The sequence below is a fragment of the Paracoccus sp. NIOT.M2S5SZ12 genome (assembly GCF_057748165.1).
In genome coordinates this window covers 24,695-48,189 of record NZ_JBYLFR010000015.1, presented here as the reverse complement: position 1 = coordinate 48,189, position 23,495 = coordinate 24,695, and the positions used below count along the sequence as shown (strand labels likewise).

General features: G+C 65.2%; 35 protein-coding genes, 1 tRNA gene and 1 pseudogene. 11 read left to right on the top strand and 26 right to left on the bottom strand.

The features are described from left to right. Positions 1-75: 75 nt before the first annotated feature. From AC2SGK_RS13775 to AC2SGK_RS13735, 9 genes are all read right to left on the bottom strand, one after another. Complete coding sequence (locus AC2SGK_RS13775; protein ID WP_488324080.1) at positions 76-2,346, bottom strand: AAA family ATPase; 2,271 nt, start codon at positions 2,344-2,346, stop codon at positions 76-78. Between the two features lie 218 nt (positions 2,347-2,564). Beyond that, entirely contained in the window at positions 2,565-2,915 is a 351-nt protein-coding gene (locus AC2SGK_RS13770; RefSeq protein WP_488324079.1) for a hypothetical protein, read from the bottom strand. Beyond that, positions 2,912-3,232, bottom strand: a complete 321-nt coding sequence (locus AC2SGK_RS13765) for a hypothetical protein (protein WP_488324078.1) — start codon at positions 3,230-3,232, stop codon at positions 2,912-2,914. Before AC2SGK_RS13765 ends, AC2SGK_RS13770 begins: the two co-directional genes overlap by 4 nt. Then, a complete protein-coding gene (locus tag AC2SGK_RS13760) occupies positions 3,229-3,585 on the bottom strand; it encodes a hypothetical protein (RefSeq protein ID WP_488324077.1) in 357 nt (118 codons plus the stop codon). Before AC2SGK_RS13760 ends, AC2SGK_RS13765 begins: the two co-directional genes overlap by 4 nt. Positions 3,586-3,589: 4 nt before the next feature. Then, positions 3,590-3,859, bottom strand: a complete 270-nt coding sequence (locus tag AC2SGK_RS13755) for a hypothetical protein (protein WP_488324076.1) — start codon at positions 3,857-3,859, stop codon at positions 3,590-3,592. Then, positions 3,856-4,161, bottom strand: coding sequence for a hypothetical protein (locus tag AC2SGK_RS13750; RefSeq protein ID WP_488324075.1), 306 nt, complete (start codon positions 4,159-4,161; stop codon positions 3,856-3,858). Before AC2SGK_RS13750 ends, AC2SGK_RS13755 begins: the two co-directional genes overlap by 4 nt. Continuing rightward, positions 4,158-4,286: a hypothetical protein gene (locus AC2SGK_RS13745; protein WP_488324074.1), complete on the bottom strand. Its 129-nt coding sequence runs from the start codon at positions 4,284-4,286 to the stop codon at positions 4,158-4,160. The genes AC2SGK_RS13750 and AC2SGK_RS13745 overlap by 4 nt, the downstream gene beginning before the upstream one ends. Beyond that, positions 4,286-4,537: a hypothetical protein gene (locus tag AC2SGK_RS13740; protein WP_488324073.1), complete on the bottom strand. Its 252-nt coding sequence runs from the start codon at positions 4,535-4,537 to the stop codon at positions 4,286-4,288. Before AC2SGK_RS13740 ends, AC2SGK_RS13745 begins: the two co-directional genes overlap by 1 nt. Before the next feature lie 25 nt (positions 4,538-4,562). Next, positions 4,563-4,778 (bottom strand): hypothetical protein, encoded by a 216-nt coding sequence (locus tag AC2SGK_RS13735; protein WP_488324072.1) that lies wholly within the window; start codon positions 4,776-4,778, stop codon positions 4,563-4,565. Positions 4,779-4,941: 163 nt separating this feature from the next. On the opposite strand from AC2SGK_RS13735, the gene AC2SGK_RS13730 reads away from it, so the two are divergent. From AC2SGK_RS13730 to AC2SGK_RS13720, 3 genes are all read left to right on the top strand, one after another. Beyond that, positions 4,942-5,556: a hypothetical protein gene (locus tag AC2SGK_RS13730; RefSeq protein WP_488324071.1), complete on the top strand. Its 615-nt coding sequence runs from the start codon at positions 4,942-4,944 to the stop codon at positions 5,554-5,556. 50 nt (positions 5,557-5,606) lie between these two features. Next, positions 5,607-7,412, top strand: a complete 1,806-nt coding sequence (locus AC2SGK_RS13725; RefSeq protein WP_488324070.1) for an SGNH/GDSL hydrolase family protein — start codon at positions 5,607-5,609, stop codon at positions 7,410-7,412. 76 nt (positions 7,413-7,488) lie between these two features. After that, positions 7,489-8,043 (top strand): NUMOD4 domain-containing protein, encoded by a 555-nt coding sequence (locus tag AC2SGK_RS13720; RefSeq protein ID WP_488324069.1) that lies wholly within the window; start codon positions 7,489-7,491, stop codon positions 8,041-8,043. Here the strand turns inward: AC2SGK_RS13720 and AC2SGK_RS13715 are convergent. From AC2SGK_RS13715 to AC2SGK_RS13640, 16 genes are all read right to left on the bottom strand, one after another. Then, complete coding sequence (locus AC2SGK_RS13715) at positions 8,040-10,241, bottom strand: DNA polymerase family A protein (protein WP_488324068.1); 2,202 nt, start codon at positions 10,239-10,241, stop codon at positions 8,040-8,042. The two genes, AC2SGK_RS13720 and AC2SGK_RS13715, sit on opposite strands and share 4 nt — an antisense overlap. Before the next feature lie 4 nt (positions 10,242-10,245). Continuing rightward, a complete protein-coding gene (locus AC2SGK_RS13710) occupies positions 10,246-10,671 on the bottom strand; it encodes a deoxycytidylate deaminase (protein ID WP_488324067.1) in 426 nt (141 codons plus the stop codon). A 10-nt stretch (positions 10,672-10,681) separates the two neighbouring features. Beyond that, positions 10,682-11,479, bottom strand: a complete 798-nt coding sequence (locus tag AC2SGK_RS13705; protein WP_488324066.1) for an NUMOD3 domain-containing DNA-binding protein — start codon at positions 11,477-11,479, stop codon at positions 10,682-10,684. Next, positions 11,476-11,706, bottom strand: coding sequence for a hypothetical protein (locus AC2SGK_RS13700; protein WP_488324065.1), 231 nt, complete (start codon positions 11,704-11,706; stop codon positions 11,476-11,478). The genes AC2SGK_RS13705 and AC2SGK_RS13700 overlap by 4 nt, the downstream gene beginning before the upstream one ends. A gap of 10 nt (positions 11,707-11,716) precedes the next feature. Next, positions 11,717-11,914 carry a hypothetical protein gene (locus AC2SGK_RS13695; protein ID WP_488324064.1) on the bottom strand — a complete coding sequence of 66 codons (198 nt, stop codon included), beginning with the start codon at positions 11,912-11,914 and terminating at the stop codon, positions 11,717-11,719. 9 nt (positions 11,915-11,923) lie between these two features. Continuing rightward, entirely contained in the window at positions 11,924-12,643 is a 720-nt protein-coding gene (locus AC2SGK_RS13690) for an FAD-dependent thymidylate synthase (protein ID WP_488324063.1), read from the bottom strand. After that, a complete protein-coding gene (locus AC2SGK_RS13685) occupies positions 12,640-12,918 on the bottom strand; it encodes a DUF2312 domain-containing protein (protein ID WP_488324062.1) in 279 nt (92 codons plus the stop codon). Before AC2SGK_RS13685 ends, AC2SGK_RS13690 begins: the two co-directional genes overlap by 4 nt. Further along, the gene (locus AC2SGK_RS13680; protein WP_488324061.1) at positions 12,915-13,133 is read right to left on the bottom strand and encodes a hypothetical protein; all 219 of its coding nucleotides are present in this window, start codon (positions 13,131-13,133) and stop codon (positions 12,915-12,917) included. The genes AC2SGK_RS13685 and AC2SGK_RS13680 overlap by 4 nt, the downstream gene beginning before the upstream one ends. Positions 13,134-13,208: 75 nt before the next feature. Further along, positions 13,209-13,853 (bottom strand): ssDNA-binding protein, encoded by a 645-nt coding sequence (locus tag AC2SGK_RS13675; RefSeq protein WP_488324060.1) that lies wholly within the window; start codon positions 13,851-13,853, stop codon positions 13,209-13,211. A 6-nt stretch (positions 13,854-13,859) separates the two neighbouring features. Next, positions 13,860-15,173 (bottom strand): DUF2800 domain-containing protein, encoded by a 1,314-nt coding sequence (locus AC2SGK_RS13670; protein ID WP_488324059.1) that lies wholly within the window; start codon positions 15,171-15,173, stop codon positions 13,860-13,862. 3 nt (positions 15,174-15,176) lie between these two features. Further along, positions 15,177-15,812: a hypothetical protein gene (locus AC2SGK_RS13665; RefSeq protein WP_488324058.1), complete on the bottom strand. Its 636-nt coding sequence runs from the start codon at positions 15,810-15,812 to the stop codon at positions 15,177-15,179. 30 nt (positions 15,813-15,842) lie between these two features. Beyond that, the gene (locus tag AC2SGK_RS13660; RefSeq protein WP_488324057.1) at positions 15,843-17,174 is read right to left on the bottom strand and encodes an SNF2-related protein; all 1,332 of its coding nucleotides are present in this window, start codon (positions 17,172-17,174) and stop codon (positions 15,843-15,845) included. Beyond that, positions 17,171-17,395: a hypothetical protein gene (locus AC2SGK_RS13655; protein ID WP_488324056.1), complete on the bottom strand. Its 225-nt coding sequence runs from the start codon at positions 17,393-17,395 to the stop codon at positions 17,171-17,173. The genes AC2SGK_RS13660 and AC2SGK_RS13655 overlap by 4 nt, the downstream gene beginning before the upstream one ends. Positions 17,396-17,451: 56 nt before the next feature. Then, complete coding sequence (locus AC2SGK_RS13650) at positions 17,452-17,940, bottom strand: dATP/dGTP diphosphohydrolase domain-containing protein (protein WP_488324055.1); 489 nt, start codon at positions 17,938-17,940, stop codon at positions 17,452-17,454. Then, entirely contained in the window at positions 17,937-18,359 is a 423-nt protein-coding gene (locus tag AC2SGK_RS13645) for a RusA family crossover junction endodeoxyribonuclease (RefSeq protein WP_488324054.1), read from the bottom strand. Before AC2SGK_RS13645 ends, AC2SGK_RS13650 begins: the two co-directional genes overlap by 4 nt. Next, on the bottom strand, positions 18,356-18,547 hold the full coding sequence (locus AC2SGK_RS13640) for a hypothetical protein (protein ID WP_488324053.1): 192 nt from the start codon (positions 18,545-18,547) through the stop codon (positions 18,356-18,358). Before AC2SGK_RS13640 ends, AC2SGK_RS13645 begins: the two co-directional genes overlap by 4 nt. A gap of 161 nt (positions 18,548-18,708) precedes the next feature. On the opposite strand from AC2SGK_RS13640, the gene AC2SGK_RS13635 reads away from it, so the two are divergent. The 8 genes and pseudogenes from AC2SGK_RS13635 to AC2SGK_RS13600 all read left to right on the top strand — a co-directional run bounded on the left by AC2SGK_RS13635 (position 18,709) and on the right by AC2SGK_RS13600 (position 22,821). Then, entirely contained in the window at positions 18,709-19,188 is a 480-nt protein-coding gene (locus AC2SGK_RS13635) for a helix-turn-helix domain-containing protein (protein ID WP_488324052.1), read from the top strand. Next, positions 19,163-19,252 (top strand): annotated as a pseudogene (locus tag AC2SGK_RS13630) (hypothetical protein); the annotation flags it as partial. The gene AC2SGK_RS13635 and the pseudogene AC2SGK_RS13630, both read left to right, overlap by 26 nt. A gap of 68 nt (positions 19,253-19,320) precedes the next feature. Next, positions 19,321-20,319, top strand: coding sequence for a tyrosine-type recombinase/integrase (locus tag AC2SGK_RS13625; protein ID WP_488324051.1), 999 nt, complete (start codon positions 19,321-19,323; stop codon positions 20,317-20,319). 3 nt (positions 20,320-20,322) lie between these two features. Then, positions 20,323-20,724: a zinc-finger-containing protein gene (locus AC2SGK_RS13620; RefSeq protein WP_488324050.1), complete on the top strand. Its 402-nt coding sequence runs from the start codon at positions 20,323-20,325 to the stop codon at positions 20,722-20,724. Positions 20,725-20,964: 240 nt separating this feature from the next. Beyond that, positions 20,965-21,879, top strand: coding sequence for a hypothetical protein (locus AC2SGK_RS13615; protein WP_488324116.1), 915 nt, complete (start codon positions 20,965-20,967; stop codon positions 21,877-21,879). Further along, positions 21,783-22,262: a transposase gene (locus AC2SGK_RS13610; RefSeq protein WP_488324115.1), complete on the top strand. Its 480-nt coding sequence runs from the start codon at positions 21,783-21,785 to the stop codon at positions 22,260-22,262. The genes AC2SGK_RS13615 and AC2SGK_RS13610 overlap by 97 nt, the downstream gene beginning before the upstream one ends. Continuing rightward, complete coding sequence (locus AC2SGK_RS13605; protein ID WP_488324049.1) at positions 22,144-22,467, top strand: transposase; 324 nt, start codon at positions 22,144-22,146, stop codon at positions 22,465-22,467. Before AC2SGK_RS13610 ends, AC2SGK_RS13605 begins: the two co-directional genes overlap by 119 nt. 90 nt (positions 22,468-22,557) lie before the next feature. Then, on the top strand, positions 22,558-22,821 hold the full coding sequence (locus AC2SGK_RS13600; RefSeq protein WP_488324048.1) for a hypothetical protein: 264 nt from the start codon (positions 22,558-22,560) through the stop codon (positions 22,819-22,821). A 414-nt stretch (positions 22,822-23,235) separates the two neighbouring features. Here AC2SGK_RS13600 and AC2SGK_RS13595 read toward each other — a convergent pair. Continuing rightward, a tRNA-Sec gene (locus AC2SGK_RS13595) sits at positions 23,236-23,331 on the bottom strand. Positions 23,332-23,495 lie beyond the last annotated feature (164 nt).

Below are 23,495 nucleotides of genomic sequence, written 5' to 3'. Positions count from 1 at the left end.
CAATGACTTAGCCGCCACTGTGCCACCTTTTGGACGACTGTGCCACCACTGTGCCACCACTGTGCCACCTCCATATTAGCCGAAAACGCCGCCGGGGTCTGACATACTTCCAGACATACAACCACCACCCCCAACGTCACGTCGCACAACCCGATAGCCTTTCCTGCGATCACCCTTGCCGGGCGTCCTTTCGATGGCCAGGACCCCCGCATCGACCAGACCGTCCAAAAACGAAATGGCAAAATCTCGCTCCATCCTGAACTCGCGCATCAGCCGGACGACGCCTTTGCGATCCTCCTCCACGCGCCCGCGGTATCCCGCCCACGGGTCGCCCGAGCCCCAGGCCGCCTCCACGCTGTCCAGGATGGCCTCGAACAGACCGGGCGCCAGCCCCATGACCCCGCCCTTCGGATCGCCGCCCTCGCGCGTCACGTCGGCCGCCACAGCGGCGCCCAGCGGCACGATGACCCTGGATGTCTCGAAGCCGCCCTTGGGGCGCTCGTCGCCCAGCAGCGTGACCTTGGCCATGCGGAAGTCGGTCGACCAGTCGTCCGCCCCGTCCTTGGACTTCTCGCACGCCAGTCTGACGATGGAGGCCGACTTGTCTTTCCGCGACAGCCGCATCACGAAGTCGCCCGCGCCCAGCAGCACCGTGGAGCCCCGCAGGTCGCCGCTCTTGCCCGCGTGGTGGACGCCCAGCACCACGCATTGATAGGCGTCGCGGATACGGTCGCAGGCCGCGACGAACATCGTCATCTCCTTCTGCAGGTTCTCGTCGGCGCCCGGCATGGCGCGCGACACGGTGTCCACGACCACCATGGCCGGCGCCCGGATGTCCGCCGCCTCGATCGACGCCAGGAATAGCGCGATGTCCTCGGCCTTCATGAAGTTGACCGTGCGCGGCAGGACCTTCAGCCGCTTCAGGACGGCCGCCCGGTTCGCCTCCGGGTGTTCCTGCAGCCAAGCCTTGATGCGGTTGCGGAAGCCGCTCTCGCCCTCCGCCGCGATGTAGACGATGGGCGCGTCCTGCTCGCACTCGATCGCGTCGCCGTGCCAATCGCCCGCGCCGGCCGCGATCGTCAGGCACATGTCCAGCGCCACGAAGGACTTGCCGACGCCCGGCTCGCTGTAGAGGAAACCCAGACCGGTCTGCGGGATCTTGTCCTCGACCAGCCACTTCGGCGCCGGTCGGTTGATGATGTCGTCGATCGACAGCAGAGGAAAGAACGGACGCTGCCCGTGACCTTCCGGGTCCGCCTCGCGTTCCTGCTCCGCGATCATGTCGAAGATCGTGGCGCCTTGCTGCCGGCCGGTCGCCGTGTCCACCGCGACGGGCTTGAACCACGCATCCGCGCGGCTGAAGGCTCCATCTGACGTGGCTTCGGCCTTCTCGTAGAGATAGGAGGCGCCCACGCGGAACGGCCCCTTCATGCGTCTCCAGTCGGCCGCATAGACGTCGGGGTCGTTCGTCCGGCCGTGCTCGTCCTCCCATCTGTCGCACCAGGACGCATAGATCTCGAAGGCCTCGTCCTGGTGGTCGGGCAGGGCCGCCTTGATCGCGTATCCGAAGTCCCGGTAGGACTCCCGCGTCGGAAAATGGCGCGTGGTGTTGGGCGTGGCCGCGACCGCCCGCCGGACCACGGCGATATCGCCCTGCAGGGACGCCTGGTTGATGTCTGTGGTGGCGCCTTCCCGGATCAGCTTCGGGTCCGGCCCGGCCTGCGGCAGGAGCGTCAGCAGGTCCTGGAGAAGGCCGTCGATCTGCTGGGGCTCGAACAGCGGCAGGTCGTCGTAATCCATTAGGGCGCGGGGCCACTCGTAGGGCTGCCGCGTGCCCGGGTGGATGCCGTGGGCCACGAACATTCGGCCATCCGACAGCACCTCGACGCGCTCTGCCTGACCGCGGTCGTCGCGCGGGCCGAACTCGATGCGCGTGTAGCTGTAGGGGTCGGTCACACGGGCCAGGTAGAGGGCCTTGGGGTAGCGCCCGACGCGGATCGGCAAGGCGGTCCCCAGGTGCCGCTCTATGGCGTCCTTGATGATGCGTGCGTTGGCCTCGGTCGGGGCATCCGCGTCGATCGCGATCAGGCCGGACCCGGTCTTGATGCCGACGCCCGCGCCCATGCGCTCCCACCGCTCCAGATCGGTCTCGTCGGCCACATGCGGAACCCAGTCCCAGGAGAACCAGTTGCCGTCCCGGCCCTTGATGCCGGGCGTCTTGCCGCGACCGTCCTGCGGCGTGCCGATGCGCTTGAACAGGGTGGAGTTGGCCGAGATCGGGGCGGTCGGCGGGATGATCGGCACGAGGCTGGTGTAGCCGCGCGCCCAGAGATCGGCGAAGTTCATCAGGGCCTCTTGTCGGTGGAGAGCGGGCCGTGTCGTCAGATCGCAACATCTGCACGACAGACGCCAGACAGCTACTTGATGTAGATGATCGGGTGTCGTATGTTGGCCGCGATCCTGTTGGTGGGGGTTTTTCGTCGTCGAGAGGAAGGCGGGGGTCGTTCCCCGCCTTCTTTCGTTCTTACGCCCGGCCGGCGTCTGTCGGCAAGCCTGTCGTCAAATCATACATTCCCAGCATCGTCCCAGGTGATCGTGCCGAAGTCGCGGGTCACGCTGGCCTTGCCCGCGCGGCGGGCGTTGAACACCATGGTCGCAATGGTTCTGGCTGGGATCGACAGATGAGCCGCCATGTCTTTCTGCGTTTCGAACGGTGCGCCGTTCAGATACATGCGCCGCTTGCGCCAGTGGTTTCTACCAAGACCGACGTTGTCAAGGGTGCCGCGTTCGGACGCTAGGAATACCGCCTTCTGCGATACGCCCAGCGCGCGGCCCGCTGCGGCTTGCGACGGGTAGGTGACGCCGCGAATTGTCGTAGGGACGCCGTTCCTGTGCGGCTTGCGGTCGCTGCTCATGGCTTCCTCCGATGCGCCCTTATCGCACTGGCCGTCGCATGGGCGCCGTTGCCGCGCGCGATCTCGGCGGCCTTGTCCATGGCGGCGTTCCACTCCTCAGCCAGCCGGGCGCTCAGGGCTTCGGTGAGTTGCGCGGACAGGCCGTCCGAATACTCGCGTTCGATCAGCGCCTGCTGTTCCGCCGCTTCCAGCCGCTCACGCAGGGCGGCGTTCTCGGCGGCGAGGGCCTGATAATCAGCCTCCCGCACGGCGTATCCTTGGAACTGCGGCGACACGATGAACAGCCGCTCCACCTCCTCGTGCGTCGGCTCGGTCATGCAGCACCCCCGTTCTGCGAGAGGGCGGCGCGGAAGTTGTTAAGCCATATGATCGCAGCAGCCTCTTCTTGAGCGTTCAGCTCCGCGCAGCCCAAAACGTCGCGTTGACGTGCGTCGCACCACCGCAACATCGCCGCCCGCAGATCGTCGGCAGGGGTGGCGCGGCGGTGGGCCAGAAGTTCGCGGACCTTTGGCGCGTTGCGGCATTTCTCGATCAGCTCCGGCATCGTTTGAGGGTCGATCCTGACGGCGCGCCCGAAGCGCACCAGCAGGCCGGGGCGGTCGGCTTCGCGCCGCAGGGCGGCAGCGGGAATGTTCATCTGCGTGGCGGCTTGCTCGATGGTCAAGAGCATCCCATCATTCCTCCTGTGCAATCCGTTCGGGGAACAGGCACGGCTCGTCGCCATGCTCCGCAATCATCATCGCCAGCAGGTCCATGGCGTTCTGCCGCGCCCGATGCTGACTCTTGACCCCGCCGCTATAAACCCGCACCTGCGCCCTTGTCGGCAGGTGAGTGACGGTGATCCAGCAAGCGTTCGGCCCGCAGTGCCACATGCCACTGGCAGGACGGTCCTCCACGATGTTGATGACGACATCGCAGGCACTGTCGGCAACAGTTGCACTCACTTCCTGCCCTCCTGTGTGATCTTGGCGAGGGCGGCGCGGGCGCGTTCTTCTGCGATGTCCAAGGCCGGCCACGGGTAGCCGTAGCCGCTATCGCTTCGGACGGCCGCTGCAAACCCGTTTTCTCCGCAGACAGCGTGCAGCAATCCCTCCAGCGCCGCCCGCAGATCGTCGGCAGGGGTGGCGCGGCGGTAGGCCAGAAGTTCGCGGGCCATTTGAGAGACCCATGGCCTAGCCAACCCGGCAGTTGCAAGCAGGTCCAATTCGTCGTCAGACAGCGCCTCGTCGGTCAGTCGTTCGGTCATTTCGCTTTCTCCGTTTCCGCCACCGCGACCATCCGTCCGGTGGATTTCCAGGCTGCAACCAGGTCGTCGCCCTGGATCGTCGAGCGGCCGATGTGCAGGACCGCGGGGGCAGGTCTCGGGGACATCACAGCCCCTCCTGCACGCAGGCCGCCGCCTCGGCGCCGGCATAGGCAGCGCAGGCCGCCGGGCGCGTCGGTGCCGCGAAGGCGTTGCTGACCATCAGCCACAGCATCACCATGGCCGTGCAGGCCAACGCCAGCAGGCAGAGGCCGTCGATCAGGCGGGACGCCGCGCTGCGCGGGCGGGCGTGATCGGTGCGGAAGCCCGCGATGTCGTCGAAGTCGGGGGCGCCGGAGCGCCGGTCGTCTCGGGTCATGTTCGTTCTCCGTTGGTGGGTGGTGTCATCCGAAAATGTTGGTGTCGGTCGTCTTTTCAGACGCGGCAGGCATGGTGGGCAGCTGGGGCTTCAGTTCACGCTCCAGCAGCGCGACGAAGTAGTTCGTCCGGGACACGCCCGCGCGCTTCGCAACCCGGTCCAGCGCCTTCACCAATTCGCGCGGCAGACGCATGGTGGTGCTGACCTTGCTGTTGGCCTTCTGGACCTGTTTCACTCTCATTCGAGGCCTCCTTTTCGTGTCGGTCATGTAAGGTTGTATGTCAGACTTGACCGTCACGCAAGCCATTTGTCAGGCGCTCCACCAATCACCTGACATTCTGCAAGACATCGCCTGACAGGTCCGGTATGATGCCGCCAACGATTTCAGGCGATTGAGGCGCTACATGGCCGAAACGACCCCCTATGTGCGGGCCTACAGCTTCGCGAACTACCAGGCGGACCTGCCTGACGTGCCCTTGCCGGGCACGCGGCTGGACATCGAACTGGACAACATCGCGGAGGTCACGCGGCGGTTGAGCGATACCGTCAACAGCTGGTTCGAGATCGAGGCCGACCTGTCGTCCGTCGTGACCGTGGCGGGCGAGATCGACCGCGTCGTCTTCGTGGCCAACAACATGCCCGCGATCCTGGCCGTCGCCAGCCAGGCCGAGGACTGGGACATCCAGGGCGCGGTATTCCGCCGCCAGCAGATCCTGACGAACGCCGGCCAGCGCCGCTATCTGGTCAATCGCGCCGGCGGCGATCTTCGTCTCGACGACGACAACCACATCCTGTTCGGCGGCTCGCCCTTCGGCCCGCTGACGCATGGCGTCGACTACACCACGCCGAACGGCAACGACCTGCTGCTGTCCTTCGACCCGGCCGCATCCGAACTGCTGCACATCTTCTCCCTGCCCCGCTTCGTCGTGCCGACCCCCAGCACCGTGTCGGGCACCTTCACCACGACCGACGGCAAGACGATCACCGTCTCGGGCGGCGTCATCACAAGCATCTCGTGAGGTAACACATGGCCATTGGACCGACTTCAGGCCGTGATCGGCAGGACGCATTGCTGGCCAGCATCGCGGCGGCGGCCGCATCCGCGGAAGAGGCGAAGAAGCCCCAGCGGTTCGCCGGCCGTCTGGCGCGCCTGGTGGCGGCCATGTCGAACGGCGCCAGCGCGGTATTCGCGGCCTATGGCGACAGCACGACCGACGGGACCGGCACGACCGGATGGACCGGCAACCCGACGACGGCCGGCGGCGCCGCGATCGGGGCCGCTGCCCACACGCCCGCGAACGCATGGCCCGCGATCGCCCAGACCGCGCTGCGCCAGATGTTCGAGAACAACTCGATCTCGGTCTGGAACGCGGGCTACGGCGGCAAGGCCCTCGTCGACGGTTGGGCACTGGCCAACATCGACGCCGCGATCTTCAACAACCCCGGATACGGCACACCCCAGGCCGTCATCATCTCCTTCGGCATCAACGACATCCGTCGGGCATCCTACAGCCCCGGCGCGTTCCGGTCGCAGCTGATCGCGCTGGTCGACCGCATCGACCAGACCGGCGCCTTCCCGATCTTCCTGACGCCCGACGCGACGCTGACGGACGACAACGCCAACGGCTCCGAGATCTCCGGCGTGATCGAGGTCTACCGCGCCGTCGGTGCGGAACTCGGCATCGACGTGCTGGACGGCCACGCGCGCCAGCTGGAAATGTGGGCGGCGCGCGACGGCGCGGTCCGGTGGGCGTCCGTCCAGAGCGACACGATCCACGGCGACGACAACTTCCACAGCCTGAAGGGCGCGCTGATCGCGGCGATGCTGTTCCCGAATACGCTGTGGATGAACGATGACGAGGTGATCGACGTCGCGCCCTGGTCGAAGTTCTGCAACGCGGCGGCCCTGACCTTCGGCATCGGCGGGATCGCGACGAAGTTCGGCGGGTCCATGAACATCGCGTCCGGCGCCTACTCGACCGGTCAGGCGCTCCTGAAGATGTGGGCCTGGAACACGGCCGCCGATCGGGACCTGTTCTGGCGCGGCGTCGACGCGGACGGCTTCTACGCCCCGCGCGCGCTGGCGTCGGCCCCGGTCATCGCGATCTACGACTACCTCGCCCGGTCCTCGTCGAACCGGTTCTCGCCACATGCCGGGTGGACAGCCCCCGCGCCCGGCTACCGGATGGCCGAGAGCCCCGGCTATCTGGGCGCCCTGCCCGTCGGCCTGTCCCGCGTCGTATTCAACGCACCTACCGACAACGCCGACAGCCCTGTCTACCTCGGCCATTTCGCCGCGCGCCGCGCTCGCTCGATTTCGCAGGTCGGCGTCCTGACCCACACGGGAACGGAGAAGCTGGGCCGCGACCAGTGGGCCAATGTCGGTTGCCCGACCCTGATCGGCTTCGGCCGCGGGGCACCGCTTGACGCCCTCTACCGCGCGACGCTGGCCGACAAGACGGGCTTCTTCCTGTGGTCGTCCCGCTCCTTCGGCGCGGGCGCGACGGTCGAAAGCAACATCCGTCGCGGGCTGATGCTCTACCGGAACAACGACACGACCCTGGGCCTCTACGACGCCCTGCTCTATGGCGACGGGACCGCGGCCGAGATCGGCGGCGCGCTTGGGACGGGCACGGTCACGATCGACTTCTGGACGAACGCGCGCATCCGGGCGCGCGGCGTCGTCAGCGGCACCGACCAGATCGTCAACATCTTCGGCGACTGGTCCGGCAACACGCCCCTGATCTCGGTCTCGACGCCGGTCGGCAGCGCGCCGTTGGCATGGGGCGGCACGCCGTGCGCGCTGTTCTCGAACCGCGGATCGGCGGGCACCAGCATCGCGGTCGCCGAACTGGTCGCGGCCTTCAACTTCTGACATGAGAAAGTGCCCTTTTAACTGTTTATAGAATGAATAGTCTTTGCTATACTAACCCCGACCAAGGAGGTTAGTAATGATAGATTTTCAATGGCGTGATGTTCCTGGGTGGGAAGGAGAATATCAAGTAAGCACCGACGGAGACGTTCGATCTGTGGATAGACGATCTCCTGTTGTTAACCGGTTCGGCAATATAGAGAATCGTTTGCACAAAGGTAAGAAATTGAAACCGACAGTTGGTAAAAACGGCTATGCCATGGTTTCTCTTACTCGTCCTGGAGGTGAGCGCAGATGCGCTAGTGTTCATTCTCTTGTTGCCGAGACATTTCTAGGGCCGCGTCCCGAAGGAACAGAAGTATGTCATGATAATGGTGTCAGGACAGACAACAGGGTTTCAAATATCCGCTACGGAACTCGTTCTTCAAACGCAATGGACAGACATTTGCACGGAACGATGAACCAAGCCAAAGGAGAAAATCACTATTTCGCTAAGCTTACAGATGACGAGGTCAGGTGGATACGGGAAAACGCCCCGCGCATGACGCGCAGGGCTATGGCTAAAAAACTTGGCGTCGGTCACAGCACCATCAGCAACGTGGTCAATGGTGTTCAATGGGTTCATGTCGTTTAAGTTTTTCTGTATCTTTTTCCGACCCACCCATCTGCGGTTAATGGCAGGCCTTCGGCCCAAGCGGGTAATTCGCAGATTAGTTTTTCAAATGAAGATATATTAGCGAACCCTCTTGGCACTTCGGCTAGGATTTCATCATACACATGAGCCACGACGCCATAACCCGCGGCCTCGGCCTTCCGCATCCCGTTGACCAGGATGTCCCGCGCCGCGGCCTGGGTGGCGTTCTGAACGATCAGGCCCCCGTAGAGGGCCGAGCGGCGCCACTTCTTCGTCGTGCCGTCCACGCCTAGGAAACGGATTCCCGGCGACGTGTCGCCCTCGATCTTGCAATGCCCCTTCAGGGCCAGCTTCTCGGCTTCCTCGCGCTCCATGACCTCGGGATCGGACCACTGGCCGTCGTCCAGCCGCACGCAGGCCCAGACCTGCGACGCCAGCCGCGGCGAGGCATAGGCCAGGCACCGGCCGGAGGGCAGCTGCATCCACAGGTAGCCCAGCCGGACGACGAACCTGCAGCGGATCGCCTCCGTCACCGTGCCGGGATATTCGACGGCCTCGCGCACGGCCGATTCCGCATCGTGCCAGGACGATGCGATCGCGCTGTTCTGCGCGCGCCATCCGCGCTTGATGATCTCGCAGGCGATCCATGCCTCGCGCGACATCCGGTCGGAGGCCTCCTTCGCGCGCTTCGACACGCTGGCATGCCGCTTGACGGCCTTCTCCCGTTCCTCCTCGTCGGCGTTCTCCCAGACGGGCGCATAGAGCGCGTCCAGATCGACCCTGTAGATGGCCGCCATGGAGGCGAAGGCCGACACGCCGCCCTGGAAGCCCAGCGCCAGTTCCGACACCTTGCCGACTGCCTGGCGGGCCCAGTGCTTTTTGTCGACCACCTCCAGTGGCAGGTTCAGGATGCGCGCCGCGGTCTGGCGATACATGTCGGGGATCTTCGGGTCCGCGATGATGTCGTGCATGGCGGCCAGCTTCCAGTCCTCGCGCGCCAGCCACGCGATCACGGCGCCCTCGATGCCGGAATAGTCGGCCTGGACCAGTTCATGCCCCGGCGCGGCCCATACGAAGCCCCGCACCGCGTCGGAGATCAGATGCAGCGGCCGGCCCAGATCGTCGCCGTAGAGCGTCTTCAGCACGGCCGGATCTTCGGTGCGGAACGCCTCGAACAGGGTCTTCGTGTTCAGGTGCGCGTCCTCGTAGGCGCGGCGCGGGCGCGGCATGTTCGCGAAGTTGACGCCCATGCTGGTCCACCGGCCGGTGCCGGCCCCGTGATACATGAACGAGCCCCGCACGCGCCCGTCGGCCGACGCGCGGTTCAGCATGGCCTCCAGTTTCTTGACACTGGTCTTCGCGCCCTCCTGGCGCAGTTCCAGCGCCGTGCGGACCTTCGCGGGCAAATCGACCAGCTGCAGCGCCTCGTCGATGTCGTTGCGCGCCGCGCCGGACAGGTCAGCGCCCTGCTCTCGCGCCCAGGCCACCAGCTTCGAGACCTCGGACACCTTGCGGACGGCGCCGCCAGTCAGCTCGGCCATCTCCCGGTTCAGGTCCTGGACGGCCTTGTCCGCCAGCCGGATCGCGGCCCGCGCGGACCGGACGTCGATGCGGATGCCGCGGCGGTTGATCCGCTCGGACAGCTGCCAGACGTCCTGCTCGTCGGCGGACAGGGGCACCAGCTTGGCGTCTGCGGCGGCCTCGGTCAGAACGTCGTCGTCGCAGTAGCGGTGATAGGCCTCGAACTCGGCCGGATGATCGGCGGCCTCCTTGAATCCCCCGTTCTTGTCCGGGATCGAGAACATCCGCATCAGCCGATGTCCGTCCTTGTCCTTCTGGACGTCCAGGTCCAGGACATCGCCCAGGGTCTTCAGGTCGCGCGGCAGGGACATGGCCGCCGCCGTGGCCGCCGTGCATCGAAACTGCTCCCAGCGCGGCATGGTCCACCCCGCATTGGCGGCCAGCCATTGGAAGCACAGCATCTCGAAAGCGGCGTTGTGGGCGGACACCGTCGCCCCCGCCTCGACCGCGGCGCGCAGGTCGGCGGGCATGGGTTCGCCTTCGCGCCACCGGCCGATGTCGCCGCCGTCGATCTGGTAGGAGCCTAGCAGCACGCGCGCCTCGGGATGCTCGAAATAGACGAACGCTCCGCAGTCGCGCAGGTTGACGGGGCTCCGGGTTTCAAAATCACATTCCACGTGCTTAGGCATCACCCATCTCCATACCGATGACCTCGACGCCCGCTTCCGCGAACATGGTGGCCGCCGCCGTGAACTCGTCGTCCGGCATCGACGTCTGGCCGGGGCCGACGTAGACCCGCCGGATACCGGCGTTGATGATCTGGCGGGCGCAGCGGCCGCACGGCGAATGTGTGCAGAACAGCACCGACCCGGACGTGCGGACGCCGTGCCGCGCAGCGTTAGCGATGGCCGCTTCCTCGCCGTGGCAGACCCAGGTGTATTTGGCGGGCCGGTCCATGCGCTCGGGATCGTCTCGGACATTGCGCGCGATTCCGTTGTAGCCAGTCGACAAGACCAGGCCCTCGGACGACACGATCACGGCGCCGACCTGCGTCGTGTCTTTGCTCCAGGTAGCGACCTCTTTGGCGACGCCCATGAAGCGGCGCATCCATTTTTCATCATGCAAGTTCATCTGCGTATCTCCACACATAGCCGCCGGCGCTGTTCGCGCGACCGACGCAATTGTTCACGATGTTTCCTTGACGGGCGCCGGTAGCCTCGGCCGCTGCCAAGGTGCTTTCAAAGCGCAGCCCGCAGGCCGTCTCGACCGGGCGCTTCCTCTTTTCTCGGGCCTTTGCCAGCGCCTCGCGGACGTGCGGCAGGATCGGGCCGCGCTTTCGCCCCTTCAGCGCGGCGCTGATCTTTGCGCGGCACTCTGGAGAGTTCAGGCGCCCGGTAAGGGCCGCGCGCATCTTCTCCTTGGCGGCCTCGTCGGCCATCGGGTTTCGCAATGTCATGCGAATGCTTGACGCCATGCGGTTGCCCGGCTTGTGTGATGGGTTAGACGCGCCCGAGAACCCAGCGCGTCGAAGCGCCAGCAGATCAGGCCGGGACCGGATCGCCGCGCTCATCGCGGCTCGGGCTTCATTTGTCACAGCGCGACCCGTTCGCTTCTCGGACATAGCGGCTTTGGCCTGGTCCGTGTGCCGATAGCCTGAGATGCCGGGCCCGCCAGCCGTATAGGTCGCCAACTTCTCGCGGCGGTGTGCGATCAGCTTCGCCTCGAGCGCGAACGCCGCGTCTTCGGACAGGTTGTCGCGAACGATGCGGACGGTCCGGCCGTGCCGAGCGACGATGAACTTCCAGCGGCGGTTCCGGCCGGTTCTCGTCCACGCGCGGCGCCCCGACCCTTTCCCGATGTAGAAAAGTTCGCCGTTGGACGCCTTGAAGTGCGCGTAGACGTAGAACGATTTCATCCGAAAATGTCCTCCCCCGTCTCGGGCGGCGCGGCCGAGGCCCGCACGGGTCCCTCCAGCGCGTCCCGGATGCCGCGCGAGGGAACGGCCGCGGTGACGCACCGCCAGCCCTCGCTCCCGTTGGCCGCGCGGCGGCGCACGTTGCATTGAAAGCCCCCGGAGGTCGGCCAGACCGTCAGGGCAGTGAGGCCGCCGCTCTTGGCGGCCTCGTCGATCAGTTGCTCCATGGTAGCCATGTCAGTAACAACCCGCCACGCCGTCGTTCATGCCGTCCGTATAGGCCTCCGCGACCAAGGTCTGGACCTCGGCCCGGAGGGCCAGGATCGTCGCCCAGATGCGGTTCGCGTCCGGGTGCGCGTCGATCTCCAGCAGCGTGAAGGGCTCGGCAGCAAGTGCGGCAACGGGCGGCTGCGCGGTATCATCCAGCAGTCCCATGATGACCTCCTAGAACAGCAGCGGCATGACGCCGTGCAGGGCTTCGCGGATCTGCGCCGCCAGCTGGCGATGCTCCTTCTGCGTCTCGTGGCGCTCGCGCACGTCCAGGAAGTGCATCCAGGACCGGACGGTGGCGTTGACGTAGAGGCGGCTGACGGTCAGGCCCTCGGGCAGGATGACGCGGGCCGTCTCCTTGGCCTCGCCGTTGTCCAGCCGGCACTGGTATTCGGCCGCGATATGCGACAGGACGTCCGTGTTGCTGATCTGGGCCATGTGATCGAGATCGAAGTCCTCGATCGAGGACTGGCGGTTGTCGGGGTCGGCCAGACGGCCCTCCCGCTCCACGAAGCCCGGCGCCGCGCTATATCGTTGGGAAAACTCCTGGACGCCGCCGGCATGGTCGTCGAACCCGTCAGGCAGGAAGACCAGATCCTCGTCCATCTCGACGACGGCCATGCTGGTGTGGCGCGTGAACTGGCGGGTGATGTCGCGCGGGCCGACGATCTCCAGATTGATGTTGACCATCTGGAAGACCGACCATTCTCCGCGGGCCTTGCAGCTTTCGACGAACTTCTCGGTCGGCACGACCTTGGAACCGGCCAGCTGCTTCGCCTGGTTGCCCGGCGCGCTGACGCGCGCCTGGTAGACGATCAGATCCTCGGGCGTCGGCAGGTCCAGGACCAGCGGCTTCGTCATGCCGATGGCGCGGACATTGAACAGGTCGGTCATCCGAAAATCTCCATGCCGAGGGTTTCGCCGTAGAGGCGCAGCAGCGCGTTCTCCTCCGCGACGGTGTCCTTGTCGCGGCGCCGCAGCGCCACGATCCGGTCGATCGTCTTGACGTCGTAGCCCCGGCCCTTGGCCTCGGCGCGGACCTCCTTGATACCTTCGGCGGCGACGGCCTTCTCGTCGTGCAGCCGCTCGATGCGCTCCACGAAGGCGCGCAGTTCATCCGCCGCGACCCTGAAGGTCTGGTCGCCGCTGTTGTGTCCGGGGCCGCTCACGCTTCTGCCTCTGGAACGGGTTGGATTTCGAACTCCGTCAAGAGGTGGCGCGTTACGGTCGCAGCGTGCATTTCGCGGACGCTGACGAAATACGCGACGGAGCCGTCAATGTATTCGACCCTGCCGACAATTCGCCCCTTGGGCGTCAAGCGATGGGGGTCCCCGTCGGGTGAAATATAGACGATCTGTCCGAAGCCAAAATTGAAAGCGGGCATGCCCGTTCTCCTGGTTGGTGGGTTGGGACAAGGCCGATGATCCGGCCTTGTCAGTCGGCATATCAGACAGTCGGGTCAGCCGAAAAGGCCGCCGGCGCCCGCGCCGCCCTTCGTCTCGTCCGGGGCCTTCTCGGCGGCCACGGTCTCGGGCTTGAAGAACTTGTCGGTGTCGACGCCGCCACCGCCGCCCAGGCTGTCGCCCGACTTGATCTTCTGGAACGCGCCGATGTTGAACGTCACGCCCTTGCCGGTCTTCGGGTGGTCCCAGGTGAAGGCGTTGACGACGGCGTAGCCGTAGTCGCCCGACTTCAGTCTCGACGGGTCGTTCGAGGCGATCTTCTGGACGTTCTCGTCCACGACCTGCGGCGGGTAGTTCTCGCCCGACGACGCGCGGACGAAGAAATGGCCCTCGTAGCCGGGGTGCCGTTCGCCGGTCTTCTTGCTGACGCCCTGGGGGCCGTCGCCGTTCAGCACCGGCAGTTTGATCGCGCCGTTCTCGATCATGGTGCGGATCTTCGCCTCGTCGCCCCAGCTGGCGGCGACGCAGGCCTCGATGATGGCGTTCTGCAGCGCCGTCAGGGTGGTCGTGTCGGTCTTCGGGATCAGCAGCGTGCAGCCGTATTTCGGCGTCTGGCCTTCCTCGGCCGCGCGGGCCTCGAACAGGTTCTGGACGAAGGAAACGCGGACGAGGCCGGTCTTGATGTCTTGCGAGCGTGCCATGTGATGTCAGTCCTTTGAGACAGGGGAAAAGAAAGAGGTGATCGGCGCGGCAATCTCCTGCCGCATCGAGTTGTCGAGGCGCACCAGGTTGGTGCCGCCAGTCGGCGTTTCAGACAGTTCGGCCACCAGCGCGGCCTTGTCCTTCAGCGCCTTGCGGACCTGCTTGGGCGTCCGCAGCTTGCCCGGTGTCAGGAACAGGTCGGTCTTGACGCCGGCCATCTCGCAAGCGAGCGTGACCTGATCCTCGACGCCGTCCTTCCACTTCTCGCGGCCGGTCTTGCGGACCAGCCCGTAGCCGGTGGCGGGTTGCCCGCCCTCGGCCAGATGATGCTCATGTGCCCGAACCTGCTTCACCCAGTTCTCGATCATGTCGAGCATGTCGAGGCGCTTGGCGCGCTCGTCGGGGTCGGTCTGTTCGGGCACATTCGCCAGCTGCGGCGTCCCGTCGACGGGGCTGAACCAGACGCCGACCGCGTCCAGCGCCGCCTGCTCCAGCGCGGGGCAGGTCGCCGCGGCCTTGCAGAAGGTGCTGCCGCAATGCGGGCCGGGGTTCAGGTAGGCCGCAGCCCAGGCCGCCGGCGCCAGATCGGCGCGAGCGTCCATCGCTTCCTTCGACTTCCGCATGGCCTGCAGCATGTCGAAGGTCCAGTCGACCAGGTCCATGACGTCCATCGTCTCGGACCGGATACGGCCGTCGGGGTGCGGCGCGCGGGGCTGCACGATCGTGACCTTGACGGAGGATACCGTCAGGCCCTTGTTTTCCACCAGCGCGCCTAGCCCATATGTGCACAGCTGCGGGTTTCGGTCGCGGTGCTCTACGCCATTGTCGTCCTTGGTGATCTTCACCACCTCGACCACTACGCCGCGCCCGCCCTTTAGGTCGACGACCTCGATCAGTTCCCATTTCGGGAACCAGATCACCGCGTCTCCCGTGCCGCCTGCGTCGAAGGGCGTGCCCAGTGACGACAGATCGAACCGCTGCTCAACCATCAGAAGGGCGTGTTCGCCCGTGGCGGACAGATAATCGGCCATGCGCTTGCGCACATAGTCGATGTAGGTCTGCGCGGTATCGGCCATCTCCTCGTCGACCTCGAAGGAGAACTTCTTCCCCTTCCGCGTCGTCCCGATGAAGCGGTCCGCGTCGCCGCCATCCCGCAGGCACATCTCGCCGAGTTCGTGGCAGACGGTGCCCCAGTCGGCGGCCTCGCTGGTGCTTTCCGGCGCGTTGATGGTCAGGGCCAGCGCGCCGGGGCACGCAAAGTTGCGGGCCGAGGCGCTGGCCGACCAGGACGCGTGTTCGCGGTCAGCATGGGCGACCATCGGTCAGGCATCCATCTTCGCGGTCAGCGCGTCGATGACGGTCTGGAACGCGGCCGCGTCCTCGGGGATCTCGGACAGCTTCGTCACCTTGCCGCCGGGGAACTTGTCGCCCAGGATCGCCAGCAGGTCGACGGTCAGCTTGTCCATGCCCATCTTGTTGCCGTAGGCCATCATGGCCGCACGCACGTCGTCGCGGGTCGCCGCGGCGGCCGGGGCGTTGACCGGGTCCGCGGCCTCGTCGGCGGCGTCCTGCTCGGCTGCCGCCGCGTCCTCGGGGCTGACACGCTCCTCGCCGGTCGAGATGGCCGCCTTGGGCTCGCTCTGGGCCGCTGCGGCGGCGTCCGCCGCGTCGGCGGCCTCGTCTTCCTCGATCTCGGCCTTGGTTCTGCGGGCCTTGCCGGGGGCTGGCTTGCCGCGCTCGCGGACGATATGGATCTCCGGCGCCGTTTCGTCAGTCGCCTTTTCAGACACATCCGACACGACATCGGGGGCGACGTCCGCCTTAGCCGGATCGCGCGGCGCGGGCATCGCCAGGCTGACGCCGCGGCTGTAACCGATGGCCGACATGGCGAGGGCCAGATAGTCCGCCGCCCCGCGTTCGCGGATGACGTCTTCCGGGATGTTGACTTCGATCTTCATGGACATGGTTGGTCTCCTGTTGATGATAGGTCAGCGCATAACGACGTTAATTGACGACCACTTGCGCAAGAGTGACGTCTGGATCGCGTCGTCGATGCTGTTCTCCAGCGTCGCGACGCGAACTCTCGGTTGGCGGGTCTGTCCAAAGTTCGTCACACGCATCGCCATTTGGGCTGCGTCTTTAGGGACGAAGGACATTTCCGCGAAAATCAGTTCCGCCGCGGCGGACAGGTCGATGGCCTCGCCCGCGGCCTGGATGTTCCCGATGAACACCCGCACGGCCGGATCGGTCTGGAACGCCGCGACGTTGGCCTCGCGCTCCCGCGCGCCGGTCGCGCCGGTCAGCGTCACGACGCCGAACTTCGACAGGCCCTCGGCCAGCGCGTCGATCACGTCGCTGTGCCAGGCCGCGATCACGACCTTGTCCAGCCCGCTCTCGAACTCCTCCTTAATGGCCTCGACCAGCGGCGCTACCTTCAGTTCGCCCCAGATGCGGCGAACCGGTCCCAGATGGTCGTCGCGCAGCCCGTCCAGATCGCCAGCTGCGATCTTCGCCAGAACCTTCGCGTCGACGTTGGTGCGCTCGGCGGCTTGGGCGCGCTTCACGGCGGCCGGAGACGCCATGAGCGGCATGATCTCGTAGACGGGGGCCGTGATGCCGACGTCCTGCTGCGTCCGGCGCAGGTAGAACCCGTCCAGCCGCGCCGCCAGTTCCTCCAGGTTCTGCCCGCCGATGATGACCTCGATCCAGCGGTGGAAGCCGATCTTCTTCGGCTTGATCTTGCAGTAGCGGCGCTTGAACGCCTCCATGTCGCTGACGTCCGGCCGGCCGCCCTCGGCGTGCAGACGCTCGGGCGCCAGCGCCTTCAGCATCGGGAACAGGTCGAAGGGGCTGTTGGGCATGGGCGTGCCGGTCAGGCACCAGACGCGGGCCGCGCGCTTTGCGATGCCGCCGGCGTCGTCGAAGGCCGCGATCGTGCGCTTGGCCTCGAAGGACTTGGCGTAGTGGCTCTCGTCCAGGATGATCAGGTCCCAGTTGATCGACCACAGCGCCATGATGCGCGCGGGGTCGGCCATCTGGGGCCAGCCGACGATCACGACGTCCGTGTCGTCGGCCAGTTTGTCGCCCCCGGTCAGGATCTGGGTCTTGTGGCCGATCATCGACCAGTCAGCAAAACCTCTCCTCCAGACCGGACGGCCCGATGCGGTGGTGACGACCAGGATGCGGCGGGCGCCGACCATGTCAGCCGCCATGATGGCCGTTCCGGTCTTGCCGACACGGGGCAGGTCCGCCAGCAGGGCCGTTCTTCTGGAGGCCAGGAACCTCGCTCCGTCCAGCTGGTGTTGCTTCGCGACCATCATTTGCCGCTCACCTGGCTGACCAGTCGACAATACGCATTGCGATACTTGGGCGTATCGAAGGCGGGCCCCAGTCGGTCGGCCGGGAACGGCAGGCCTTCCCGCGCAGAAATAACGAATATTCCGGAGGCTTCCGCAATATGGGACTGATACTCTGCCCAGCGTGCTTCGCCGAGCGTCTCCCGCAGTTCTGTCGATAGTTCTGTCCGTTGCATCCTGTTCATCCGTTGCATCATGTAAGCTGTTGTATGTCACCATTTCAGACATTGGCGACACGAAGTCAATCCGCTTTCTTGGGCCTGTCGTCGAATTTCTCGCGCAGCGCCGGATCGGCCATGTAGTAGTCCAGCGCGGCCATGTTCCAGGCCACCGCGATCACGTGCGGGCTGCCCGTCTCGGCGTCGTTGTCCTCGCCGCCCCAGAAGGCCAGCAGGTGACGCATCGCCGCGGCGTAGCAACGGCTGAAGGACATGCCGTTCTGCCAGTTCCGCTCAGCGTATTTCTTGGCGCCGACGCCGTAGTGATCGCCGAGGCGCAGCAGGAAGCCGGGGTCGATCAGGTCGATGCGGGCCTTGCCCCCGTCATAGCGCAGCGCCGCTTCGTCGGCGCGCTGGTTGACCGGGTCATTCGCGGACTTCTGCACAACTTCCGCACGGCAAGCAGCACACAAAGGGCCGATGCCGTTTTCGTTTCCGAATTGCGTGGCCTCGTCTTGGTCCGGCTCGCCGCAAAGGGCGCAAAGCAGGTGTGAAGCAATTGCCGATTTCATCCGAAAACATCCTCTCCATAAGGGCGGACCCGGATCCACATGCCGGGCTTGTCGCCGTATCGCTTCAGGAAGGCCGACTGGACGATCTGTCCATCATCGCCCCAGACCACCAGGTTCAGCGCGTCGACCGTCTTCTGGTAGTTGTCGAAGTCCGGTTTCTTGACCGGCATCTCCCGCCCGGCGCGGGCGGCGTCCTGGCGCTTCTTCGGCCACGAGGGGGCGATCGGCACCACGACTTCCATCTCCAGCATCAGCGGGCCATCAAGCGGGGGCCGCCCAGCCATAGCCTGCATCGCTGCGTATTTCAGCTGGGCCTCGAAGGAGGCCGTCTTGGCGGGCGTGTAAGCCCTGCCCGTCTCGCGGTTGAACCGCGGCCTGCCCTTGGGAATCGGTTTGCCGAGGACGGCGATCTCGATCACGGCAGCGCCATCGCGTCAGGCGCCAAAAGCGCGTTGGCCGACATCTTCGCCAGCTTCGGCCAGTCGGTGTTCACGGCGATGCCATAGAGTTCATCATAGCCGCTCGCGCGGTCGTCACCGTGTCTGGCGCGCTGACATGCCCGCCAGTAGTTGAAGATTTCGGTCTCCCGGTAGGGTCTGGGTTGCATGACAGGCGGCCTCCCTGTGAAATGGAGCGTTCATAATGGGCAGAAGTCCGCTCGTGGGACCACCTACCTAAAGAGATATGCTGTCCTAGGGTGTCTGTCGGACGAACACTCTTACCTGACATACATCCAACATAAAAATGTGCTGGTCAAGCGCAAAATGTATGATATACATCCTGACATACAACAAACAGAACGGGCACCACATGGCGAAGAATGTCAGGACATACGGGGGCGACAACATATCGCCCGATGCGAATCGACCGGCGCACCTCACAAAGCAGGAGTTCGGGCGCCGTATCTATCGGCTGATGACGGAACGCGGCTGGCACCAGAGCGAACTGGCCCGACAGGCGAACCTGACACGCGACGCCGTCTCGACCTACGTCAATGGCCGCAGCCTGCCCGATCCGCGCAATGCGCAGAAGCTGGCCGACGCCTTCGAGATCACGGTCGAGCAACTGCTGCCGAACCTGATCGAGCAGGCCATCGACCGCGACCCGCCGGCCATGGAACTGAAGGTCAGCGCTCTGAACCCCGATGTCGCCTGGTTGCGGCTGAACCGCCTCGTCGAAACGGAGAACGCGATGAAGATCATGTCGATCCTGCGGGAAGACAATGCAGCAGCTTCTGACGGAAGCTGAAGTCGCGCAGCGCCTGCGCTGCTCGACCTCGAAGATCAAGAGACTGCGGCTGTCGGGGGCTCTGACCTACATCCCCGGCCGCCCGGTCCTGGTGGCCGAAGACGACCTAAACGAGTATCTGGAGTGTCTGAAATGTCGATCCCGCACCTTGCAAAAGCCCCGAACGGAGTCTGGTATGCTCACTGGACCGACAATCGACGCAGCAAGCGCAAGAGCATGGGCACTAAAGATCAAAATGTCGCCAAAGCGGTATTCGCGCAGTGGCTCCTGATCGACGGCCAGAACCAAGGCGCCGCGCCCGTCGAATACACCGTGGCCGATCTGTGGACCGCCTACGAGAAGGGGCATGTCGTGACCCTCGCCAGCCCGGCGACGGCCGTCTACTCGTGGAAGAGCCTGGCGCCGCACTTCGGCCCCCTGTCGCCGCGCGACGTGCCCGGCGCGGTGGCGGGCTACATCGCGAAGCGGTCGGCCAAGGTCAAGGCGGGCACGATCCGTCGGGATCTCGTCCAGCTGCGCGCTATCCTGAACTGGGCCTCCGACGCGCGCCGCGGGACGCCGCTGATCGACCCCGTCCCGGCCTTCCCCATGCCCAAGGAGGGGCCGCCGCGGGACCGCTGGCTGACCGACATGGAGGTGGACCGGCTCTACGCCGCATCGGACGACGAGCGGATCACCCTGTTCATGCGGCTGGCGCTGGAGACGGCCGGGCGCAAGGCGGCCATCCTGGAGCTGACCTGGGACCGGGTGGACTTCGACACGAAGGTCATCCACCTGGCCAACCCGGCGCGCGAGGCGACGAAGAAGCGGCGCGCCAGCGTCCCGATCTCGCCTTCGCTGCTGCCGCACCTGGAGGCCGCCTACGCGGCCCGGCGCGGTGCACACGTCCTCGGCCGGGGCGGTGACGTCTACCAGCAGATCAAGCGGATCGCGAAGCTGGCGCGGGTGCCGAACGTCAGCCCCAACGTGTTCCGCCACACGGCGGCAACGAAGATGGCCAGGCGCGGCGTGCCGCTCTACCACATCGCGAAAATCCTCGGGAATAGCGTCGAGATGATCGAGAGGATTTACGCAAAGCACTCGCCTGACGACCTCCGGGCCGCAGTCGATCTTATTTCCGGAAAGGGGTGACGCATGAGTGAGATAGATTGGGCCTCTATAAGCGATGCAGTTTACGTAGCGCGCTACCAGAAGGCGAAACGTCGACGCGACGGCCGTGCGAACCGTCATCGCGCGATCGCGCACCACTGGTTCGACAAGATATGGAAGCAGGGGATCATGACCCGAACGGAAGCGTATCGGTGGTTGGCCGTTCAGCTTCGAGTTCCCGAGGGCGATTGCCACATGGGCATGATGACTAAAGACGAGTGCCTGACGGTTGTCGAGCGGTCGAAAGAGTTGCTCGGTCGGGGCTATAAGCGCGGAGACCTATCTTTCGGCGACCAGGCCCCTCGTTACTGCCCAAAAGCAGCACTCGCGCATGCTTGGTTCGAGCCCCAAAATCGGGGCGCAGGCGTGGGCGCAGCGCCCGAATAGGGCGTCATACACGCCTTACAATGGCCGACACGGGCCATCTCTGACCCCAGCAAATACAGGCCACGTTACGATTTCACCTGACAGACGCCTGACAAGCACTGTCTTGGTAAGGGTGAGGTCGAGAGTTCAATCCTCTCTCACAGCACCATCCCAACCCTTTGATATGAAAACAGACCCTTGTTTTGTGGGCCTTTGTGCCATTTCTGGTGCCAGAACAGGTGCCAGAATGAAGGTTGGGACATGGCGGGATCACGACGTCACTGGAAAGAAAAGAACGGCCGCTTCTGGGCTCGGATCGCCATTCCCAAGGCGCTGCAACCCTTCCTCGGCGGAAGGACACAGCTGACGGAACCCTTGGGAGGGGACCGCACCATTGCGTCGCAGAATCACGCCGCCGCCGTCGCGAGACTTCAACAGCAAATTTCGCTGGCCCGGGCACAAGCAGGCATGGCCGGGGCTGCAGGGTCATCGACTGACGCCGCCTCCTGCCCGCCCTGCGTCCGCCTTCCCCTGACCCCGCAAATCATCCAGGAGCTTGCACACCAGCACTACCGCCAAGTCATCTCGGATTACGACTCGAACTTGGAGCGCATGCCCAGCCTCGAAGATCAGCATACCGAGTATGATCGGATCATGGAGATGATCAACACCGGTGAGATCATCGGCAGCGAGGATCCCATCGGCGCTATCATGGCGCAGACGGACTATGAGCTGATGAGGGGCGCGCGCGAGCACGACCGGCGTCTGCGCCGCTCGCGCATGGAGGCTCTCAAGGTCAGACTCGGATCCGGAGACCACACCCTTGTCGAGATGAGCACAAATCGCGCCGTCGAGGAGCATTCGCTTGCGGCTGCGCGCGGGTCCCAGGATCGGCAAATGCTTTCGGCCGCGATGGTTCGGGCAGCCGCCTGTGCCGAGATCGACGAGCACGTCGACGCCTTTTTAATGCGGCCGATTGAGGCTGAGTGGCCCTCTCCCTGGATCGACACCAGCTACCTCACTGGTCGCCAGGGCGGGCGGATCGTGTCCGTGGCGCTCGCCAAGGCTCACCCCTCACGATCGGCGTCAACACTGATGGGCGTCGCGAGGTCCTGTGCACGGCCGTCGCCGCGTCCGAGGCCGAGCCGTTCTGCGCCGAGTATCTCCGCGATCTAGTGCGCCGCGGGCTGTCAGGCGTGACGTTGGCGATCTCCGATGCCCATAAGAGCATCAAGGCGGTCACGGCGTACGCTGTCTACCACTTGGCAGCGTTGTCAGGCTCATTTCAGTTCAATGCCTTCGGCCATGCCGACCAGAGCAGCCGCAGTGTAGGTTCGGCGTTGATCCCCACGGCCTTTAGCCAGCCGGACCACGCCACGGCAGAGGGTCAGTGGCGGCGGGTGGCGGGTGGCGGGTGGCGGGTGGCGGGTGGCGGATCAGATGTGGCCCAAGATACCGAAGCTGGCAACCCAGATGGATACGGCCGAGGAGGACGTCCCGGCCTACATGACCTTCCCCGCCCGACATCGCGCAAACTTGCGTTCGACGAATACAATTAGGCGCCTGAATGGCGAGAGCAGACGCCGCACGGACCTCGTCGGCATTTTCCCCCACAAGGCCTCGATCCGACGAATGGTCGATGCAATCCTGATGGAGCAGACTGAAGAACGCGCCGCCCGACGCGGCCGTTCCATGACGCAGGAAACGCTCGCACCTGTCTGCGATGATGTCATGGACAGCCTGACCGCTGCGCAGCGGGACTGACCAGCTCGGCCCACACCAGAGCCCAAGGCCCGCCGCCGGATATACCTTCAACTGGGACATCATCCGCGGCACCACGCTGTGAATGGCGAGATGATCTTCAAGGGGCTGCGCGAACTCCGTCATGTGCCGGACCCTGCTTTAGGTTTGCCTCTATCGAAGAAGGCGCACTTCCTGCCCAAGGAGATTGTCGCGGAGACGCTGCATACCCCGGCAGCACCCGCCGCCGCGAACCGCATCGAGATCGACTTGGCGGGCGGTCACCGGATACATTCGGAGGCAGCCGCGCGCCCGAGGTTCCGGCGAGCACGCGGGTCCGGCTGGCTTCCGGCACGCTGCCCCAGGCAAGAATCGTGATGTGATAAGGCCGCCTCAGTCAGGCATGCATAGGCATGCCGAACTACAGCAGCGGTGGGACACGAGACCGGTCCGTGGGTTCGGTCGTCACGATTGATGGCGGCATTCCGATAGATCGTCGTCGGTCTGCTCCACCGCGACGTCCTCCACCGTGGCAGCAAGACCGTTCTTGCAGCACGCGACCATGTGCGGCCTCTTGATACCTGTCATGTGGATGCCCCGGTTCTACTTGTGGCGCCCGGTGCCTGACCGCGACGATCCGGCGTCGATTTGGGTCCCCGGTCAACATTGGGCGCACCGAGATATCTGCCTCGATCCGCCGACCCGCATCGCGTGACCTCAGCAGGCGCTTTCCAAGCCCCCCCGGGGACGTGAGCTCTTCCTCGGGACGAAAGCACTTCGCGGGGCGGCAAGTGGCGGAAGGGAATGGGAGTCGAACCCACCCGGGACAGTCTCGCTGCCCCCACCGGATTTGAAGTCCGGCCAAACCACCGGGTTTGCTGCCCTTCCGAACGGTGACGTGTCGAATGGTTAGACATTTGCGCCGGCAGTTGCAATTGGAGCGTCGTTCCTTGCCTGCCTTTTCGGCCCCTGACCGCCGCCGTAGCCCGCAATCTTCGTCCACCGCTCAGCGGCTGCATATCCATGCCGCCGGACGGGACCGTGAGGGTGCG

Coding starts and splice junctions, on each gene's coding strand:
- AC2SGK_RS13775 (WP_488324080.1), bottom strand. CDS start 2,346: ATGAACTTCGCCGATCTCTGGGCGCGCGGCTACACCAGCCTCGTGCCG.
- AC2SGK_RS13770 (WP_488324079.1), bottom strand. CDS start 2,915: ATGAGCAGCGACCGCAAGCCGCACAGGAACGGCGTCCCTACGACAATT.
- AC2SGK_RS13765 (WP_488324078.1), bottom strand. CDS start 3,232: ATGACCGAGCCGACGCACGAGGAGGTGGAGCGGCTGTTCATCGTGTCG.
- AC2SGK_RS13760 (WP_488324077.1), bottom strand. CDS start 3,585: ATGCTCTTGACCATCGAGCAAGCCGCCACGCAGATGAACATTCCCGCT.
- AC2SGK_RS13750 (WP_488324075.1), bottom strand. CDS start 4,161: ATGACCGAACGACTGACCGACGAGGCGCTGTCTGACGACGAATTGGAC.
- AC2SGK_RS13745 (WP_488324074.1), bottom strand. CDS start 4,286: ATGTCCCCGAGACCTGCCCCCGCGGTCCTGCACATCGGCCGCTCGACG.
- AC2SGK_RS13740 (WP_488324073.1), bottom strand. CDS start 4,537: ATGACCCGAGACGACCGGCGCTCCGGCGCCCCCGACTTCGACGACATC.
- AC2SGK_RS13735 (WP_488324072.1), bottom strand. CDS start 4,778: ATGAGAGTGAAACAGGTCCAGAAGGCCAACAGCAAGGTCAGCACCACC.
- AC2SGK_RS13730 (WP_488324071.1), top strand. CDS start 4,942: ATGGCCGAAACGACCCCCTATGTGCGGGCCTACAGCTTCGCGAACTAC.
- AC2SGK_RS13720 (WP_488324069.1), top strand. CDS start 7,489: ATGATAGATTTTCAATGGCGTGATGTTCCTGGGTGGGAAGGAGAATAT.
- AC2SGK_RS13710 (WP_488324067.1), bottom strand. CDS start 10,671: ATGCGCCGCTTCATGGGCGTCGCCAAAGAGGTCGCTACCTGGAGCAAA.
- AC2SGK_RS13705 (WP_488324066.1), bottom strand. CDS start 11,479: ATGAAATCGTTCTACGTCTACGCGCACTTCAAGGCGTCCAACGGCGAA.
- AC2SGK_RS13700 (WP_488324065.1), bottom strand. CDS start 11,706: ATGGAGCAACTGATCGACGAGGCCGCCAAGAGCGGCGGCCTCACTGCC.
- AC2SGK_RS13695 (WP_488324064.1), bottom strand. CDS start 11,914: ATGGGACTGCTGGATGATACCGCGCAGCCGCCCGTTGCCGCACTTGCT.
- AC2SGK_RS13690 (WP_488324063.1), bottom strand. CDS start 12,643: ATGACCGACCTGTTCAATGTCCGCGCCATCGGCATGACGAAGCCGCTG.
- AC2SGK_RS13680 (WP_488324061.1), bottom strand. CDS start 13,133: ATGCCCGCTTTCAATTTTGGCTTCGGACAGATCGTCTATATTTCACCC.
- AC2SGK_RS13675 (WP_488324060.1), bottom strand. CDS start 13,853: ATGGCACGCTCGCAAGACATCAAGACCGGCCTCGTCCGCGTTTCCTTC.
- AC2SGK_RS13670 (WP_488324059.1), bottom strand. CDS start 15,173: ATGGTCGCCCATGCTGACCGCGAACACGCGTCCTGGTCGGCCAGCGCC.
- AC2SGK_RS13665 (WP_488324058.1), bottom strand. CDS start 15,812: ATGAAGATCGAAGTCAACATCCCGGAAGACGTCATCCGCGAACGCGGG.
- AC2SGK_RS13660 (WP_488324057.1), bottom strand. CDS start 17,174: ATGATGGTCGCGAAGCAACACCAGCTGGACGGAGCGAGGTTCCTGGCC.
- AC2SGK_RS13655 (WP_488324056.1), bottom strand. CDS start 17,395: ATGAACAGGATGCAACGGACAGAACTATCGACAGAACTGCGGGAGACG.
- AC2SGK_RS13650 (WP_488324055.1), bottom strand. CDS start 17,940: ATGAAATCGGCAATTGCTTCACACCTGCTTTGCGCCCTTTGCGGCGAG.
- AC2SGK_RS13640 (WP_488324053.1), bottom strand. CDS start 18,547: ATGCAACCCAGACCCTACCGGGAGACCGAAATCTTCAACTACTGGCGG.
- AC2SGK_RS13635 (WP_488324052.1), top strand. CDS start 18,709: ATGATATACATCCTGACATACAACAAACAGAACGGGCACCACATGGCG.
- AC2SGK_RS13625 (WP_488324051.1), top strand. CDS start 19,321: ATGTCGATCCCGCACCTTGCAAAAGCCCCGAACGGAGTCTGGTATGCT.
- AC2SGK_RS13620 (WP_488324050.1), top strand. CDS start 20,323: ATGAGTGAGATAGATTGGGCCTCTATAAGCGATGCAGTTTACGTAGCG.
- AC2SGK_RS13615 (WP_488324116.1), top strand. CDS start 20,965: ATGGCGGGATCACGACGTCACTGGAAAGAAAAGAACGGCCGCTTCTGG.
- AC2SGK_RS13605 (WP_488324049.1), top strand. CDS start 22,144: ATGTGGCCCAAGATACCGAAGCTGGCAACCCAGATGGATACGGCCGAG.
- AC2SGK_RS13600 (WP_488324048.1), top strand. CDS start 22,558: ATGATCTTCAAGGGGCTGCGCGAACTCCGTCATGTGCCGGACCCTGCT.